General features: G+C 69.7%; 15 protein-coding genes and 1 tRNA gene. 14 read left to right on the forward strand and 2 right to left on the reverse strand.

All coding sequences use genetic code 11. The annotated features are described in order from the left end of the window. The first annotated feature begins 107 nt into the window (after window positions 1–107). On the forward strand, window positions 108–725 hold the full coding sequence (locus tag HWX58_RS01825) for a TetR family transcriptional regulator (protein ID WP_175985366.1): 618 nt from the start codon (window positions 108–110) through the stop codon (window positions 723–725). 43 nt (window positions 726–768) lie between these two features. Here the strand turns inward: HWX58_RS01825 and acs are convergent, their stop codons facing one another. Further along, window positions 769–2,736, reverse strand: a complete 1,968-nt coding sequence (gene acs / locus HWX58_RS01830) for an acetate--CoA ligase (protein WP_175985367.1) — start codon at window positions 2,734–2,736, stop codon at window positions 769–771. A 207-nt stretch (window positions 2,737–2,943) separates the two neighbouring features. On the opposite strand from acs, the gene HWX58_RS01835 reads away from it, so the two are divergent. The 12 genes from HWX58_RS01835 to HWX58_RS01890 all read left to right on the forward strand — a co-directional run bounded on the left by HWX58_RS01835 (window position 2,944) and on the right by HWX58_RS01890 (window position 13,606). Further along, window positions 2,944–3,954: a TadA family conjugal transfer-associated ATPase gene (locus HWX58_RS01835; protein WP_175985368.1), complete on the forward strand. Its 1,011-nt coding sequence runs from the start codon at window positions 2,944–2,946 to the stop codon at window positions 3,952–3,954. Beyond that, on the forward strand, window positions 3,948–4,847 hold the full coding sequence (locus tag HWX58_RS01840) for a type II secretion system F family protein (protein WP_175985369.1): 900 nt from the start codon (window positions 3,948–3,950) through the stop codon (window positions 4,845–4,847). The genes HWX58_RS01835 and HWX58_RS01840 overlap by 7 nt, the downstream gene beginning before the upstream one ends. Window positions 4,848–4,875: 28 nt before the next feature. Then, window positions 4,876–5,073 (forward strand): DUF4244 domain-containing protein, encoded by a 198-nt coding sequence (locus tag HWX58_RS01845; RefSeq protein ID WP_175985370.1) that lies wholly within the window; start codon window positions 4,876–4,878, stop codon window positions 5,071–5,073. Window positions 5,074–5,077: 4 nt separating this feature from the next. Beyond that, complete coding sequence (locus tag HWX58_RS01850; RefSeq protein ID WP_175985371.1) at window positions 5,078–5,425, forward strand: TadE family type IV pilus minor pilin; 348 nt, start codon at window positions 5,078–5,080, stop codon at window positions 5,423–5,425. After that, window positions 5,425–5,754 carry an Rv3654c family TadE-like protein gene (locus HWX58_RS01855; RefSeq protein WP_175985372.1) on the forward strand — a complete coding sequence of 110 codons (330 nt, stop codon included), beginning with the start codon at window positions 5,425–5,427 and terminating at the stop codon, window positions 5,752–5,754. Before HWX58_RS01850 ends, HWX58_RS01855 begins: the two co-directional genes overlap by 1 nt. Window positions 5,755–5,843: 89 nt before the next feature. Continuing rightward, window positions 5,844–8,672, forward strand: a complete 2,829-nt coding sequence (gene topA / locus HWX58_RS01860) for a type I DNA topoisomerase (protein ID WP_175985373.1) — start codon at window positions 5,844–5,846, stop codon at window positions 8,670–8,672. After that, window positions 8,669–9,307: a dTMP kinase gene (tmk, locus tag HWX58_RS01865; RefSeq protein WP_175985374.1), complete on the forward strand. Its 639-nt coding sequence runs from the start codon at window positions 8,669–8,671 to the stop codon at window positions 9,305–9,307. Before topA ends, tmk begins: the two co-directional genes overlap by 4 nt. Before the next feature lie 56 nt (window positions 9,308–9,363). Continuing rightward, window positions 9,364–10,518: a DNA polymerase III subunit delta' gene (locus HWX58_RS01870; protein ID WP_175985375.1), complete on the forward strand. Its 1,155-nt coding sequence runs from the start codon at window positions 9,364–9,366 to the stop codon at window positions 10,516–10,518. Beyond that, on the forward strand, window positions 10,515–12,080 hold the full coding sequence (locus tag HWX58_RS01875) for an alpha/beta hydrolase (RefSeq protein ID WP_250646041.1): 1,566 nt from the start codon (window positions 10,515–10,517) through the stop codon (window positions 12,078–12,080). Before HWX58_RS01870 ends, HWX58_RS01875 begins: the two co-directional genes overlap by 4 nt. A 91-nt stretch (window positions 12,081–12,171) precedes the next feature. Next, a tRNA-Thr gene (locus tag HWX58_RS01880) sits at window positions 12,172–12,246 on the forward strand. A 69-nt stretch (window positions 12,247–12,315) separates the two neighbouring features. Then, the gene (locus tag HWX58_RS01885) at window positions 12,316–12,900 is read left to right on the forward strand and encodes an isochorismatase family protein (RefSeq protein WP_175985376.1); all 585 of its coding nucleotides are present in this window, start codon (window positions 12,316–12,318) and stop codon (window positions 12,898–12,900) included. A 46-nt stretch (window positions 12,901–12,946) separates the two neighbouring features. Further along, window positions 12,947–13,606, forward strand: a complete 660-nt coding sequence (locus HWX58_RS01890; RefSeq protein WP_175985377.1) for an IMPACT family protein — start codon at window positions 12,947–12,949, stop codon at window positions 13,604–13,606. A 4-nt stretch (window positions 13,607–13,610) separates the two neighbouring features. Here HWX58_RS01890 and HWX58_RS14935 read toward each other — a convergent pair whose 3' ends face one another. Further along, window positions 13,611–13,886: a hypothetical protein gene (locus HWX58_RS14935; RefSeq protein WP_250646042.1), complete on the reverse strand. Its 276-nt coding sequence runs from the start codon at window positions 13,884–13,886 to the stop codon at window positions 13,611–13,613. Window positions 13,887–14,006: 120 nt separating this feature from the next. Here HWX58_RS14935 and HWX58_RS14940 point away from each other — a divergent pair, with 120 nt between their 5' ends. Beyond that, window positions 14,007–14,138: a CGNR zinc finger domain-containing protein gene (locus HWX58_RS14940; RefSeq protein WP_284690596.1), complete on the forward strand. Its 132-nt coding sequence runs from the start codon at window positions 14,007–14,009 to the stop codon at window positions 14,136–14,138. Window positions 14,139–14,223 lie beyond the last annotated feature (85 nt).

Below are 14,223 nucleotides of genomic sequence, written 5' to 3' on the forward strand. Positions count from 1 at the left end.
TGGTGATCCCTTCTGATGGTTCATGGCTAAGTATGGACTCAGTCCAAACTTTTACGCAACCCAGGAATATTGACCTAATCTGGGATGAAGGGAGAGGAGGGACGGCGATGACGGAAGGGCTCCGCGAGAAGAAGATGCGCGTCGCGCGTCGGGCCATGGAGGAGGCCGCAGTCGGAATCGCCTATGAGGAAGGCGTTCACGCCGTGACGGTCGACCGCATCTGCGAAGAGGCGACGGTGTCGCGCAGCACGTTCTTCAACTACTTCCCCTCGCTCGAGCATGCGATCTTCGGATCCGCTCTGGTCTACGACCCTGTGCTCACCGAGCGCATTTTGAGCGCGCACCGAGACGACCTCGTGATCGCCGCCTCGCGGATCGTGATGGAGACCGTCCGCGGGCAGGGTGGCGACGAACTCCTGCGCAAGCGGTTCGCACTTTTTGCCCGAGAGCCGGGCACGACGACGACGGTGTCGTGGGCGGCCGGGACGAGTCGCGCCGGACTGCAGGACGTGATCCAGAACTGGCTCGATGCGCATCCGGCATCGGCTCGCCTGACGGACGCCGATCACGCCACCGAGGCGCGGATGATCGTGAACTTCTCCATCACACTCGGCGACGAGGTTATGCGGCTGGTGGGTGAGGACGGCGGGGACTTCCCGTTCGACCCCGCCGTGTTTCGCACGGTGCGCGAGCGGATGAGGGCGCTGAGCGTACCCGCACGGTGAACCCCCGCACCGCGATCAGCGGCACGAGGTGTTCGGACCGCCGCTACTTGACCTGTGCCGAGATGATGCTCATGACCGCGGTGTCGGCGAGCGTGGTGGTGTCTCCCACTTCACGGCCCTCGGCGACGTCGCGCAGCAGCCGTCGCATGATCTTGCCCGAGCGGGTCTTGGGCAGCTCGCCCACGATGTAGACGTCGCGCGGGCGGGCGATCGCGCCGATCTGCTCGCCGACCCAACTGCGCAACTGTGTGGCAAGGCCCGCCGGATCGTGGGCTGCGAGGTAGCTCTCCTTGATGATCACGAAGGCGACGACGGCCTGCCCCGTGGTCTCATCGGATGCGCCGACCACCGCGGCCTCGGCCGTTGCCTCGTGAGCGACGAGCGACGATTCGATCTCGGCGGTCGAGAGTCGGTGCCCGGAGACGTTCATGACGTCGTCGACGCGGCCCAGCAGCCAGAGGTCGCCGTCGGCGTCGAGGCGGGCGCCGTCGCCGGCGAAGTAGTAGCCCTGCGTCTCGAACTTCTCCCAGTAGGTCTCCTTGTAGCGCTCCGGGTCGCCCCAGATGCCGCGCAGCATGCTCGGCCATGGCTCGGTGATCACGAGCAGACCGCCGTTGCCGTTTCCGACCTCTTCGCCGGATTCGTCCACGACGTCGATGGAGATGCCGGGGAGCGGCACCTGCGCTGAACCGGGCTTGGTCGCCGTGATGCCGGGGAGGGGAGAGACCATGATCGCGCCTGTCTCGGTCTGCCACCACGTGTCCACGATCGGGGCGCTGCCGCCGCCGATGACCTCGCGGTACCACATCCACGCCTCCGGGTTGATGGGCTCGCCGACCGAACCGAGCACGCGGATCGACGACAGGTCGAACTTCTGCGGGATCGCGCGCCCCGTCTTCATGAACGAGCGGATCGCCGTGGGCGCGGTGTAGAAGATGCTCACGCCGTACTTCTGGATGATCTCCCACCAGCGCCCCGGGTGCGGGGTGTCGGGCGTTCCCTCGTACAGCACCTGGGTGGCGCCGTTCGCAAGAGGACCGTAGGTGACGTAGCTGTGCCCGGTGATCCATCCGATGTCGGCCGTGCACCAGTAGACGTCGCTCTCGGGCTTCAGGTCGAAGACGTTCCGGTGCGTGTAGGCGGCCTGGGTCAGGTATCCGCCGGAGGTGTGCAGGATGCCCTTCGGCTTCCCGGTGGTTCCGGACGTGTAGAGGATGAACAGGGGGTTCTCCGCCGGGAACGGCTCGGCGACGTGCTCGGCGGATGCCGTGGGGACGACGTCGTGCCACCACACGTCACGTCCCTCCACCCAGTCCACCTCGTTCTCGCCGCGCTTGACGACGAGAACGTGCTCGACCGTCTGCTGCTCGCCGAAGCGGTCGTCGCTGAGCGCCTGGTCGACGGCGGGCTTGAGGGGAGAGACCTTGCCCTTGCGGTAACCGCCGTCGGCGGTGATGACGACCTTGGCCCCGGCGTCGTCGATCCGCGAGCGCAGGCTCTCGGCGCTGAATCCTCCGAAGACGACCGAGTGGATCGCGCCGAGCCTGGCGACCGCGAGCATGGCGGCCACGGCCTCGGGGATCATCGGCAGATAGATCGCGACCCGGTCTCCGGCGCCGACGCCGAAGCTCTCGAGCACGTTGGCGACGCGCTTGACCTCGTCGGTCAGCTCGGCGTACGTGATGCGCCGTTCGTCGCCGGGCTCGCCCTCCCAGAGCAGGGCGACGCGGTCGCCGTTGCCCGCCTCGACATGCCGATCGAGGCAGTTGTACGCGACGTTGAGCTCGCCGTCGTCGAACCACTTGGCGAACGGAGGTGTCGACCAGTCCAGCACGCGGGTGAAGGGCGTGTGCCAGTGCAGCAGCTCCCGTGCCTGATCGCCCCAGAAGCCCTCGCGGTCGGCCGCTGCGCGCTCGTACAGGTCCGGCTTCGCGACCGCGGACGCGGCGAACTCGGCGGACGGCGGGAACTGACGGCTCTCGTCGAGGAGGTGATCGATCTGGCTGCTCATGGACGCGCTCCTTTGCGGTGGACGAGGTCGTGCACAGGTCACGACTGTGAGGTGAATCTAGTCTCGCGCCTGCCGTGCCAGTACCTCCGAAAGTGGGTAGGCGGGCACAGCGCAGTCGTTCTGCACCGGGCTGCACGCTGCACTGATTGCGCACAGGCCGCGGGTTTCCGCCCCCGGCGAGGATGCTGTCGCGCCTACCGTCGGGGCATGCCGCAGCCGTTCGTCATCCGTCCCCGCGCATCTGCCGTGGTGCACGCAACCGGCGAGCGTGCACCGCTGCCTCCCGAGCTGGATGCCGCGCTCGGCCCGCTCGCGGAGCACTGCGCCGATCCCCTCGTCACCGACCTGTTCGTCAACGGCACCGACGGACTCTTCGTCGATCGCGGGTCCGGAGCCGAGGGCGTGCGCGACTGGGCGGCGTCCGAGCGCGAGGTGCGAGATCTGGCCGTCGCGCTGATCGGCGCCGGCGGCAGGCACTTGGACGACCAGTCGCCCTGCGTCGATGTGCGGCTCGCCTCCGGCATCCGCGTGCACGCCGTGCTGTCGCCGGTGTCGGCGTCAGGGACGGCGGTGTCCATCCGCATCCCGCGCGTCGGGGCGAGCGATCTCGACGCGCTGGCCGCGCTCGGCGCCTTCGACGCGCCGCAGCGGGCATGGCTCGAGTCGCTCGTGGCGGCCAGGGCGAACGTCCTCATCACGGGCGGCACGGGCACGGGCAAGACGACGCTGCTCTCCGCGATGCTGCGCGCCGTTCCTGCCCGCGAACGGATCGTGACCATCGAGGATGTCGCGGAACTGCGCCCGGAGCATCCGCACCACGTCGCCCTCGAAGCACGGCAGTCGAATCTCGAGGGCGCCGGCGCCATCACGCTCGCGCGCCTCGTGCGGGAGTCGCTGCGCATGCGCCCTGATCGTCTGGTAGTCGGCGAGTGCCGCGGCGAAGAGGTGCGCGAGCTGCTGTCGGCGTTGAACACCGGGCACGACGGCGGTGCGGGCACGATGCACGCCAGCGGCATCGCCGACGTGCCTGCCCGTCTCGAGGCGCTCGGCGCGCTCGCCGGGATGGATGCCACGGCTCTGGCCCGTCAGGCCGTCAGCGCCTTCACCGTCGTCCTCCACCTCGACCGTGATGCCGGCGGCATCCGCCGTCTCGAACAGGCCGGCCGGTTCCTGCTCCGAGGCGAGCGACTCGACATCGAGGTCGTGCAGCCATGGTGATCGGGCGCCGCGGGTCCGCAGCCGTCGACACCGCCGAGGCGGCTGCCGTCGCCGTCCGGACGCTCGCCGTGCTGCTGCAGGCGGGATCGGTGCCGCTGAACGCCTGGCGCCACCTCGCCGACTCCGGCGATGCGAGTGCGCGCCGGGTCGTCGATCGCTGCGGCGAGGGGCTCCCGCTCCCGGCGGCGATCGAAGCCGAGGGCGGAGCGTGGCGCGACGCCGCCGCGGCGTGGGAGGTCGCGACGACGGTCGGCGCACCGCTCGCGGAGGTGCTGCGCTCCCTCGCCGAGAGCATGCGGGATGCGGCGTCTGCTGCCGACGACGTGCGGATCGCCCTCGCGGAGCCGGCGGGAACCGCGCGTCTGCTGCTGTGGATGCCGCTGGCGGGGCTGCTGCTCGGATTCGCTCTCGGGTTCGACACCCTCGGCATCCTGTTCACGCATCCGATCGGCATCGCGTGCCTGGTCGCCGGGCTCCTGCTCGTGCTCGCGGCCCGGCTCTGGACGCGGCGCCTCCTGCGACGGGCGCAGCCGGAGCCGGGGAGCCCCGGGATGCACGCCGAGCTCGTGGCCGTCGCACTGTCCGGCGGGGCGTCGATCTCCCGGTCGCTGCAGCTCGTCGACGACACCCCCGCGCGAGACCACCTGCAGGGCGATCGCACGGCCTCGGTGCTCGATCTCTCGCGTGCCGCCGGCGTCCCTGCAGGCGAGCTCCTGCGTGCGGCCGCCGCGCAGGAGCGCCACGACGCCCGGGTGCAGGGGCGACTGCGAGCGGCGAGGCTCTCGTCACAGCTGCTGATCCCGCTGGGCGTATGCACTCTCCCCGCATTCCTCCTGCTGGGCGTCGCACCCCTCATCCTCTCCGTCCTCTCATCCACCCCGCTGCCGATCTGACGGCGGCACACACAGAAAGAAGGAACACATGAACACCGTCCCCACCCTCACCAGACGCCGCGCGGCGTCGCTGTTCACCGACGAGTCGGGAGCGGCGACCGCCGAGTACGCGATCACGACGATGGCGGCTGTCGCGTTCGCGGGACTGCTCGTCGTGATCATGCGCTCGGACGAGGTGCGCGGCATCCTCACCGACCTCGTGCGCCGAGCCCTGACTGTCTCGTGAGCGCATGCGCGGCTCCTCCCACGACTCCGAGCGCGGCTCCGTGGCCGCCGAGCTCGCCCTCGCCCTGCCCGCCGTCGCGCTGACGCTACTGCTCGGTGCCGGCGCGCTCGGCGCCGCAGCGCAGCTCGTCGCCGTGCAGGATGCTGTGGCCGATGCCGCTCGGCTCCTCGGCCGCGGCGAGAGCGCAGCGGCTGCGGAAGCCGCGGTGGCGGCATCCGTCGACGGCGCGCGCGTCAGCAGCCACACCCGCGACGAGTTCGTCTGCGTCAGCGCGCGGATCGATGCCCGGCTCGGACGGATCATCAGCATCCCCCTGTCGGCCTCGAGCTGCGCGCTCGCCGGGGGACTGTGATGGCGGGCACGGCGCTGTCGGCCTCCGTGCTCGCGGTGTCCGCAGCCCTCGCTGTCGGGCTCGCCGCGGTCGGCGGTGCGGCGGTGACCGCGCAGCGCGCGGCAGGGGCGGCCGACGCGGCGGCGCTCGCCGCAGCGGATGCCGCCTCCGGAGCCGTGATCACGGACGCCGAGCCGTGCGCGCTCGCCGCGCGCGTCGCCGCAGCGTCCGGAGCGGTGCTCGTCGAGTGCACGCTCGACGGACTCATGGCGACGGTGCGCGTGGAAGCGGCGTACGCTGGACTTGCTGCCGTCTCCCGAGCCCGCGCAGGGCCGCCCGAGGGATTCTGACGGCATCGACCCGAGACCCGCTCACAGTTCTGCTGTGAACACGCCACGACAGTGGTGTGTATGGTGTGCTTCGAAGAAAGGATGCACCCTTGGCTGAAGGCAAGAAGCTCGTCATCGTCGAGTCCCCGACGAAGATGCGGTCGATTCAGGGATACCTGGGCGACGACTACGAGGTGCTCAGCTCCGTCGGCCACATCCGCGACCTCGCTGATAAGAAGGACATCCCGGCCGCCGACAAGAAGGCCTACGGCAAGTACTCGATCGACATCGAGAACGGCTTCGACCCCTACTACGTCGTCTCCGACCGCAAGACGAAGACCGTCGCCGAGCTCCGGCGCGCGCTGAAGAGCGCCGACGAGCTCCTGCTCGCCACGGATGAGGACCGCGAGGGCGAGGCCATCGCGTGGCACCTCCTCGAGACGCTCAAGCCCAAGGTCCCGGTCAAGCGCATGGTGTTCCACGAGATCACCAAGGACGCGATCCAGGCGGCCGTCGGGAACACCCGCGAGCTCGACCTCGCACTCGTCGACGCCCAGGAGACCCGGCGCATCCTCGACCGCCTCTACGGCTGGGACGTCTCGCCCGTGCTCTGGTACAAGGTCAAGACTGGCCTGTCGGCCGGACGCGTGCAGTCAGCGGCGACGCGCATGATCGTCGAGCGCGAGCGCGAGCGCATGGCCTTCGTCTCGGCCGACTACTGGGACGTCGAGGCCTCGGCATCCAGCGGCAGCTCGTTCCGCGTGCGCCTCGTGCGCGTCGACGGTGGGCAGCTCGCTCGAGGAACCGACTTCGACGACACCGGAAAGCTCAAGAAGGCCGTCGTCGTCCTTTCCGAGAAGGACGCGACAGCCCTCGCGCACGCCGTTGACGCCGCCGGCGCCGGCACGGTCACCAAGGTCGAGGCCAAGCCGGGCACGCGCAGCCCGTACGCCCCGTTCACGACCTCCACCCTCCAGCAGGAGGCCGGTCGCAAGCTCTCGATGAGCGCCAAGCAGGCGATGAGCGTGGCCCAGCGCCTGTATGAGAAGGGCTTCATCACCTATATGCGAACCGACTCGGTGGCGCTGAGCACCCAGGCGGTGCAGGCGGCGCGCAGCCAGGCGGTCGCGCTGTACGGCGACAGCGCCGTGCCGCTGAAGCCCCGGGTGTACAAGTCCAAGAGCAAGAACGCGCAGGAAGCGCACGAGGCGATCCGTCCGTCGGGCGAGAACTTCCGCAAGCCCGCTTCCGTGTCCGGCGAACTCGACCGCGAAGAGCTGCGCCTGTACGACCTGATCTGGAAGCGCACGGTCGCCAGCCAGATGGCCGACGCCAAGTACGAGACCACGACCGTCACGATCGCGGTCGATGCCGACGGCCGCAACGCCGAGTTCACGGCATCCGGAACCGTGTACACGTTCAAGGGCTTCCTCGAGGCGTACGAGGAGGGCAAGGACGAGAAGCGCGGCGACGCCGACGCGGACTCGAACCAGTCTCTCCCTGCCGTCACCGTCGGCGACAAGCTCGCGATGTCGGATGCCGAGGCGAAGGGCCACAAGACGACGCCGAAGCCCCGCTATACGGAGGCCTCGCTCGTGAAGGCGCTCGAGGAGCACGGGATCGGCCGCCCGTCGACGTTCGCCAGCATCATCGGCACGGTCATCGACCGCGGCTACGCCACCAAGCGCGGCCAGGCGCTCGTGCCGACCTGGATGGCGTTCAGCGTCGTCCGGCTGCTCGAGGAGCACTTCTCCGACCTCATCGACTACGACTTCACCGCCGCCCTCGAGGACGACCTCGATGCGATCGCCCGCGGCGAGCAGAAGCGCGTCGAATGGCTGCACTCGTTCTACTTCGGCTCGGATGCCCACGTGGGTCTGCGTCAGGTCGTCGACAACCTCGGCGAGATCGACGCTCGCGCACTGAACTCGACGCGCATCACCGACAACGCCACGCTCCGCTTCGGCAAGTACGGCCCGTACCTCGAAGTGGTCGACCCGGCCAAGCCCGATGAGCGCGGACGCATCGTGAACGTCCCCGAGGACCTCGCGCCCGACGAGCTCACCGCCGAGAAGGCGCAGGAGCTCATCGACGCACCGGTCGCCGGCGACCGCGTCCTCGGCGAGAACCCCGAGAACGGGCGCGTCATCGTCGTCAAGGACGGCCGCTACGGACCCTACGTGCAGGAGAACCTGCCCGAGGAGGACCCGCAGATCGACGAGGCCACCGGCGAGGTCGTCGAAGCGCCGAAGAAGAAGACGGCGAAGAAGGACGCACCCAAGCCTCGGACCGGGTCGCTGTTCCGCTCGATGTCGGTCGACACGGTCGATCTCGACACCGCGCTGAAGCTGCTGAGCCTCCCGCGTGTCGTCGGCACCGACCCCGAATCGGGCGACGAGATCACCGCGCAGAACGGCCGGTACGGTCCGTATCTGAAGAAAGGGACGGACTCGCGGTCGCTCGAGAACGAGCAGCAGATCTTCGACGTGACGCTCGATGAGGCACTGGCGATCTACGCGCAGCCGAAGTACGGCGCCGGCTCCCGCCGGGCGTCCAGCGCGCTCGCCGAGTTCGACGCCGACCCGGTCAGCGGCAAGCCGATCCGCGTGCGCGATGGACGCTTCGGGCCGTACGTGACCGACGGTGAGACGAACGTGACGATCCCGCGCGGCCAGAAGCCCGAGGACGTCACCTTCGAGATCGCTGTCCAGATGCTCGCCGACAAGCGCGCCAAGGGCCCGGCCCCCAAGCGCGGGCCGAAGAAGGCCGCGGCCAAGGCCCCGGCCAAGAAGGCGGCGACCAAGAACACGGCGGCCAAGAACACGGCGGCCAAGAACACGGCGGCCAAGACGGATGCCGAGAAGGCGGCCGCCCGTTCGGCTGCGGCGAAGAAGGCCGCCGCGACCCGTGCGGCCAACGCCGCGAAGGCGAAGGCGTGACGAGGCGCTCCGGCCTCTGGATCACGCTCGAGGGCGGCGACGGCTCGGGCAAGACGACGCAGGCGGAGCGCCTCGAGCACTGGCTCATCGAAGAAGGGCGCACCGTCGTGCGCACCCGCGAGCCGGGCGGCAGCGAGGTCGGGCAGCTGATCCGGGAGATCGTACTGCACCACCGCGGCGACATCGCCCCGCGCGCCGAGGCCCTGCTGTATGCCGCCGACCGAGCCCACCATGTCGCGACCGTTGTGCGACCCGCGCTCGAACGCGGCGAGATCGTACTGCAGGACCGCTACCTCGACTCGTCAGTCGCCTACCAGGGAGCGGGCCGTGTTCTCGATGCCACCGAGGTCCGCGACCTGTCGCTGTGGGCCGCCGACGGTGCGCTTCCCGATCTCACGCTGCTGCTCGACCTCGATCCGGCGGCGGCGCGGGCGCGCCTCGATTCGGCCGACAAGCCGTTCGACCGCCTCGAGGCCGAGAAGGTCGACTTTCACACGCGCGTCCGCGCGGCGTACCTCGCGCTGGCGGATGCCGAGCCCGAGCGATTCCTCGTCGTGGATGCTGCGGCATCCCCCGACGAGATCGCCGAGGCGATCCGCGCCCGCGTCGCCGCGATCCTGCCTCCCGCCGCCTGACCGCGAGGGCGGGCGGACGCGCAGGTACTGTCGGCAGTGACGGATAGGCTGAGACCATGACCGCGACCCTCGCCCCGTTCCCCTGGGCGGACGTGTGGGGGCAGGAGGATGCGGTCGACGCGCTGCGGTCGGCGGCAGCCGATCCTGCGGCGCTGTCGCACGCCTGGCTCATCACCGGTCCGCCCGGATCAGGCAGGTCGACCCTCGCCTATGCGTTCGCCGCGGCGCTCATCGCCGACGGGCCCGAGGACGAGCAGACCATGCGGCAGGTCCTCGCCGGCACGCACCCCGATCTCACGGCGCTGCGCACCGACAAGGTCATCATCACGATCAAGGAGGCGCGCGCTCTCGTCGAACGGTCGTACTTCGCGCCATCCGCCGGCCGATATCGCGTGATCGTCGTCGAAGATGCCGATCGCATGGTCGAGCGCACCTCCAACGTTCTCCTCAAGGCGCTCGAAGAGCCTCCCGAGAAGACCGTCTGGGTGCTGTGCGCCCCGAGCGAGGCCGATCTGCTGCCGACCATCCGCTCCCGGGTGCGTCCGCTGCGGCTGCGCGAACCCGACGTCGCCGACGTCGCCCGACTCATCGTCGAACGCACCGGAGCCTCTCCCGAGGTCGCTGAGCAGGCCGCCCGCCATTCGCAGCGCCACATCGGCATGGCCCAGCGGCTCGCGACCGACGACGCGGCCCGCCCCCGGCGCGACAGCACCCTGCGATCCGTGCTCTCGGTGCGCGGCGTCGGGACGGCGGTCGAGGTCGCCGGCGAGATCATCCAAGCCGCGACCGACGACGCCAAGGCGCTCACCGCCGAACGCGATGCGACAGAGCGAGCCTCGCTGCTGCGCACCGTGGGCATCGCAGAGGGGCATGAGGTTCCCCCTGCCGTTCGCGCACAGGTCTCAGCGCTGGAGGACGATCAGAAGAAGCGCGCGACGCGCAGCCTGCGCGACGGCATCGACCGGGTCCTCACGGACCTGCAGTCGATGTTCCGCGACGTGATGATGCTGCAGTACGACCGCGGCGACGACCTCATCAACAGCGAGCTGCGCACCGAGCTCACCGCACTGGCGTCGGCCTGGCCCGTGGCCCGTACCCTGGTCGTGCTCGACCACCTTGCCGAGACCAGGGATTCCCTGGAGCGCAACGTCGCACCGACGCTGGCGCTGGAGAGTTTGCTCGTGACGATCGCGAGCGGGAGGAAACCGTGAACACTCGACAGACTTCTCGCCTGCGACGGCTCGCGACGATCACGGCCGGGCTGGTCGCGGCGTCCATGATGCTGAGCGGATGCCTGTACTCGATGATCCCCGAAGGGGCCCAGCCCCGCCCCTCGGTCACGAACACTCCCGACACCGAGGGCGTGCCGGCCGAACTGCTGCCGTTCTACGAGCAGACGCTGGAGTGGACGGCCTGCGACCGGGGAGGCGCGACCTTCGACTGCACGTACGTCACGGCGCCGCTCGACTGGGAGAACCCCGGCGACGGTGAGATCCGGTTGTCGGTCGTGCGCCATCAGGCCAGCGGCACGCCGGTCGGATCGCTGCTGACGAACCCGGGCGGACCGGGAGCCAGCGGCCGGGACTTCATCCTCGACAGCTTGAGCTACGCCGTCAGCGCCGACCTCGCCGACGCATACGACGTCATCGGATTCGACCCCCGCGGCGTCGGCGATTCCACCGCGGTGCGCTGCTTCGACGCCGCCGGCATGGACGCGTACCTCTACGACATCCCGGCGGCGCCGCGCGGCACGGACGAGTGGGAGGCCGAATTGACCGAGCGCAACAAGGCGTTCGCCGAAGCGTGCGACGCGAACAGCGACGGCATCCTGCCCTTCATCACCACTGTGAACTCCGCCCGCGAAATGGATCTCATCCGCGCGGTCCTCGGCGACAAGCAGCTCAACTACCTGGGCTATTCGTACGGCACGTTCCTCGGCGCGACGTACGCGAACCTCTATCCCGAGAAGGCGGGGCGACTCGTGCTGGACGGCGCGATCGACCCGGCGGTCTCGGGCATCGAGGTCGGCACCACGCAGGCCCTCGGCTTCGAATCCGCGCTGCGCGCGTACATGCAGGACTGTCTAGACTCCGGGTCGTGCCCGTTCAATGGAACGCTCGACGAGGCGATGGCCGACCTCGGCGCTCTGCTCGCCGCCGTCGACCGCACCCCGCTCGAGAACGGCGACGGCCGGATGCTCGGCGCCGACTCCCTCATGACCGCGATCATCGCCGCGCTCTACTCCGCCGACAGCTGGCCGTACCTCACTCAGGCGCTCGACGAGGCTCTGCAGGGCGATCCGTACACGGCGTTCGTCCTCGCCGATTTCTACAACGCCCGCGAGGACGGCGCCTACCTCGACAATTCCAGCGAGGCGTTCCGCGCCTACAACTGCATGGACTACCCGGTCGAGGACGACCAGGCCGCCCAGGACGCGGCGGACGCGAAGATCGCTGAGGGCGCCCCGACGATCGCGCCGTACTGGAGCGGCCCGGACCCCTGCGAGGTGTGGCCGTACCCGCCCACCGGAACCCGCGGAGAGATCCATGCCGCCGGCGCAGGCCCCATCCTCGTCGTCGGCACGACCAACGATCCCGCGACCCCGTACGAGTGGTCGGTGTCGCTGGCGGACCAGCTGGAGGAGGGCGTGCTCATCACCCGAGTGGGCGAGGGGCACACCGGCTACAACAAGGGCAACAGCTGCGTGGATTCCGCGGTCGACGCGTACTTCCTGGACGACACCGTGCCCTCCGGCGACGTGAAGTGCGAGTGAGCGCCCCTGGCGTGGCACGACGCATCGGGTGATTTCGCGGTGACGGTGCGGACAGGGTAAGATTCTTGATCGTGCCGCTTTCGCAGCGCACGCCCCGATAGCTCAGTGGTAGAGCATTCCACTCGTAATGGAAAGGCCGTCAGTTCAATCCTGACTCGGGGCTCCACAGGTCCCGTGACGCGTCCCGCGTCACGGGACCTTCGCTTTCGTCCGAGCGCCCGCGTACGCTCGAGACATGGGCAGAGCACTTCTCATCGTCGACGTGCAGAACGACTTCACCGAGGGCGGGGCGCTCGCGGTGACCGGAGGGGATGCCGTCGCATCCGCGGTCTCGGAGCTCCTCGCCGCGCACCGAGCCGAGTACGACGTCATCGTGGCGTCGCGCGACTGGCACGACCCGGCCGGCGACAACGGCGGGCACTTCGCCGATGACCCCGACTACGTCGACACCTGGCCGGTGCACTGCGTCGCGGACACTGACGGCGCCGCCTACGATCCGCTGCTGGTGACCGAGGCCGTCACGCACCATGTGCGCAAGGGGCAGGGCGCCCCGGCGTACTCGATGTTCGAGGGCGTGACGGACGACGGAGCGACGACGGCCACGATCCTGCAGGACCACGGCATCCTCAGCGCGGACGTCGTCGGCATCGCGACGGATCACTGCGTGCGCGCTACTGCACTCGACGCGATCGCGCACGGCGTGCACGTGCACATCCTCACCGACCTCGTCGCCGGAGTCGGGGCGGAGTCGAGCGCGGCGGCGCTGGGCGAGCTCGCACACGCCGGCGCGGAGCTCGTCGAGAGTGGTTCGCGGCGGTGACGGCACGCTTGGACAGCGGCGACCTGGCGTGGATGCCCGGGCAGGCATGAGCGGGTCCCGCCCTTCCACGATCGCCCGCGTCGTTGATCACGAGCTCGTGATCAAGAAGTCGCGCTTCATCGCCCGGATCGCACCGGTGTCGTCGCCCGAGGATGCTGATGTCGTGATCGCCGCGGTCAGGAAGCAGTCGTGGGATGCTCGGCACCACTGCTCGGCGCAGATCACGGGCCCGCTGGGCGAACGCGCGCGCTCATCGGACGACGGAGAGCCGTTGGGGACGGCGGGAGTACCGATGCTCGAGGTTCTGCGCCGACGGGAGCTGACCGACGTCGTGGCGGTCGTGACGCGCTACTTCGGCGGCGTGAAGCTCGGCGCCGGAGGGCTGGTGCGCGCATACTCGTCATCCGTGTCGGAGGCTCTCGACCTCGCGACCGTCCTCGACCGGCGGATGCTCACCGCCGTCGAGGTGAACGTTCCGCACGTCGACGCGGGACGCTTCGACAATCTGCTGCGCGAGTGGGTGCACAGGCGGGGTGGGGCTCTCGACGAGCCCGTCTATGCGGCGGCGGCGTCGTTCGTGGTGTGGGTGCGGCCGGAGGTGGTGCCAGAGCTGGCCGCGGCGATCGCGGAAGCCTCGGCGGGGGCGGGGACGGGCCCGCCGGCCGGTGTCGAGAAGCTCATCGACGTGCCCAGGGGTGCGTCATGAGCGGTCACGTCCCCGGCTGCACCGTGACGGTCAGGGCGATCGGCGGCAGCTGGGACGTCGGGCTCAGGTCGATGCGGCGAACGCCGCAGTCGGCGCAGACGACGTAGAGGATCGTCCCCTCGCTCGTCGCGTGCCGGGACTCCACGTCCCAGCCGTGCTCGTGCGTGCCGTCATCGACGAGCGGCTCGAGATCGTCGACAAGACGGACCCCGATGCGCGAGCCACGCTGCTGAACACGCGCCTTGCCGAATCGGCCGCGTACCCGCGGTTGACGAACCATGACGGGGAGGGATGGCACCTGCACTACCGCGACGATGTGTGCCGTCGATGCCGTTCGTTCTGCGAGCGATCATCAACCTCGGAACGGCGCTGCATCTCGTGACGCGGGGGATGGACAGGCATCGGTCGATGCCAGGCTCCACCGTGCACCAACGTGGTCGCCGATGTGACGCGCAACGGCCGGCAGAGGTTCTGCTCCGTTCGCTGCGCGAACCGTGCGGCCGTGCGTCGTCACCGCGCGCGCGGCGTCTGAGCTCCGGGGCCGTCGACGCTGCCACCGAGCGCCAGTTCGCGCGAGACGACTTTCTGTTGAAGTCGGTCAACGGCGTGACCTCCTG

It is taken from the genome of Microbacterium tenebrionis (assembly GCF_903645325.1).
GTDB classification, from domain to species: Bacteria; Actinomycetota; Actinomycetes; order Actinomycetales; family Microbacteriaceae; genus Microbacterium; species Microbacterium tenebrionis.

Coding starts and splice junctions, on each gene's coding strand:
- HWX58_RS01825 (WP_175985366.1), top strand. CDS start 108: ATGACGGAAGGGCTCCGCGAGAAGAAGATGCGCGTCGCGCGTCGGGCC.
- acs (WP_175985367.1), bottom strand. CDS start 2,736: ATGAGCAGCCAGATCGATCACCTCCTCGACGAGAGCCGTCAGTTCCCG.
- HWX58_RS01835 (WP_175985368.1), top strand. CDS start 2,944: ATGCCGCAGCCGTTCGTCATCCGTCCCCGCGCATCTGCCGTGGTGCAC.
- HWX58_RS01840 (WP_175985369.1), top strand. CDS start 3,948: ATGGTGATCGGGCGCCGCGGGTCCGCAGCCGTCGACACCGCCGAGGCG.
- HWX58_RS01845 (WP_175985370.1), top strand. CDS start 4,876: ATGAACACCGTCCCCACCCTCACCAGACGCCGCGCGGCGTCGCTGTTC.
- HWX58_RS01850 (WP_175985371.1), top strand. CDS start 5,078: ATGCGCGGCTCCTCCCACGACTCCGAGCGCGGCTCCGTGGCCGCCGAG.
- HWX58_RS01855 (WP_175985372.1), top strand. CDS start 5,425: ATGGCGGGCACGGCGCTGTCGGCCTCCGTGCTCGCGGTGTCCGCAGCC.
- HWX58_RS01870 (WP_175985375.1), top strand. CDS start 9,364: ATGACCGCGACCCTCGCCCCGTTCCCCTGGGCGGACGTGTGGGGGCAG.
- HWX58_RS01885 (WP_175985376.1), top strand. CDS start 12,316: ATGGGCAGAGCACTTCTCATCGTCGACGTGCAGAACGACTTCACCGAG.
- HWX58_RS01890 (WP_175985377.1), top strand. CDS start 12,947: ATGAGCGGGTCCCGCCCTTCCACGATCGCCCGCGTCGTTGATCACGAG.
- HWX58_RS14935 (WP_250646042.1), bottom strand. CDS start 13,886: ATGGTTCGTCAACCGCGGGTACGCGGCCGATTCGGCAAGGCGCGTGTT.